The organism is Bacillus cereus group sp. Bc031 (genome assembly GCF_027716265.1).
GTDB lineage: Bacteria > Bacillota > Bacilli > Bacillales > Bacillaceae_G > Bacillus_A > Bacillus_A paranthracis.
In genome coordinates, this window is the sequence record NZ_JAQFUL010000213.1 from 1 (window position 1) to 843 (window position 843).

Genomic DNA, 843 nt, shown 5'->3' on the forward strand with positions numbered 1-843 from the left:
AGCTAGCTTTTTAGAAAGAATAACGTTTTTTGTCACTTGGGGGTAGTGAAAATTCTTAAGTTGATGGGCATGTGTAGACACCCCATTTCGAACCACATTCCATGGTTGGAGCAGTTAGCTTTTGCTAGCTGTTCTTTTATTGAATAAATTTCTAAAACATGCTAATACTATAAGTACACCAAGGTTGAATACGAATGACCATTGTGTTCTTCTTATTCACCAGAGCAGCTAGCCTTTGCTAGCTGTTCTTTTATTAGTAACCATTCCAAACAATATTTCGTATTATAAACTAGTCCTTTCTTATAATTTGAGCTCGTCACTTTAATTATAAAAATAGGCTTAAGTCCTATAACTTTTTCTAATATCATTCATAATTTATATTTGAAAAAGTTGCTCTGTTTTATAAAAAGGTGGTTGCAGAAACAACCGCCTTTTTTTATGACAAAATGAAATTTTTGTTTAGTTTTATAAGTCCTTTCGATCACTTCTATGACAAACAAAGATTAAATCTTTATGTTTCGCATAATACTCTGTATCACATTCGTCACTTGTGACTGTGTATTGATAAGTATCTTCTTCTATAACACCCGTAATTTCAAAAAGACCATATATCTTTTCATCTTTGAATCGAATAATATCACCCGTGCCATATGTCATTTCTCTATTCTCCTTTTCTACTCAAATAGCGTTTTTATAATCTGATATGAAATATTTCATATTTCGACATTTTTCTACACAAACAGACAAACTTGGTGTATTATAAAGCAGAAGAGTAATTAAAAGACTTACTCTTTGCTATTGAGGGAAGAGCCTGAGAGCCATATCAGGCTCTTCTTTGTTTAT

At 31.8% G+C, this 843-nt stretch carries 1 protein-coding gene; it reads right to left on the minus strand.

Annotation, left to right across the window (positions count from 1 at the left end):
* Positions 1–465: 465 nt before the first annotated feature.
* The gene (locus PDQ33_RS28945) at positions 466–657 is read right to left on the minus strand and encodes a hypothetical protein (RefSeq protein ID WP_000220909.1); all 192 of its coding nucleotides are present in this window, start codon (positions 655–657) and stop codon (positions 466–468) included.
* Positions 658–843: the final 186 nt, after the last annotated feature.

Excerpts from the sequence above, each read along its gene's own strand:
- PDQ33_RS28945 (WP_000220909.1), bottom strand. The coding sequence starts at position 657 with ATGACATATGGCACGGGTGATATTATTCGATTCAAAGATGAAAAGATA.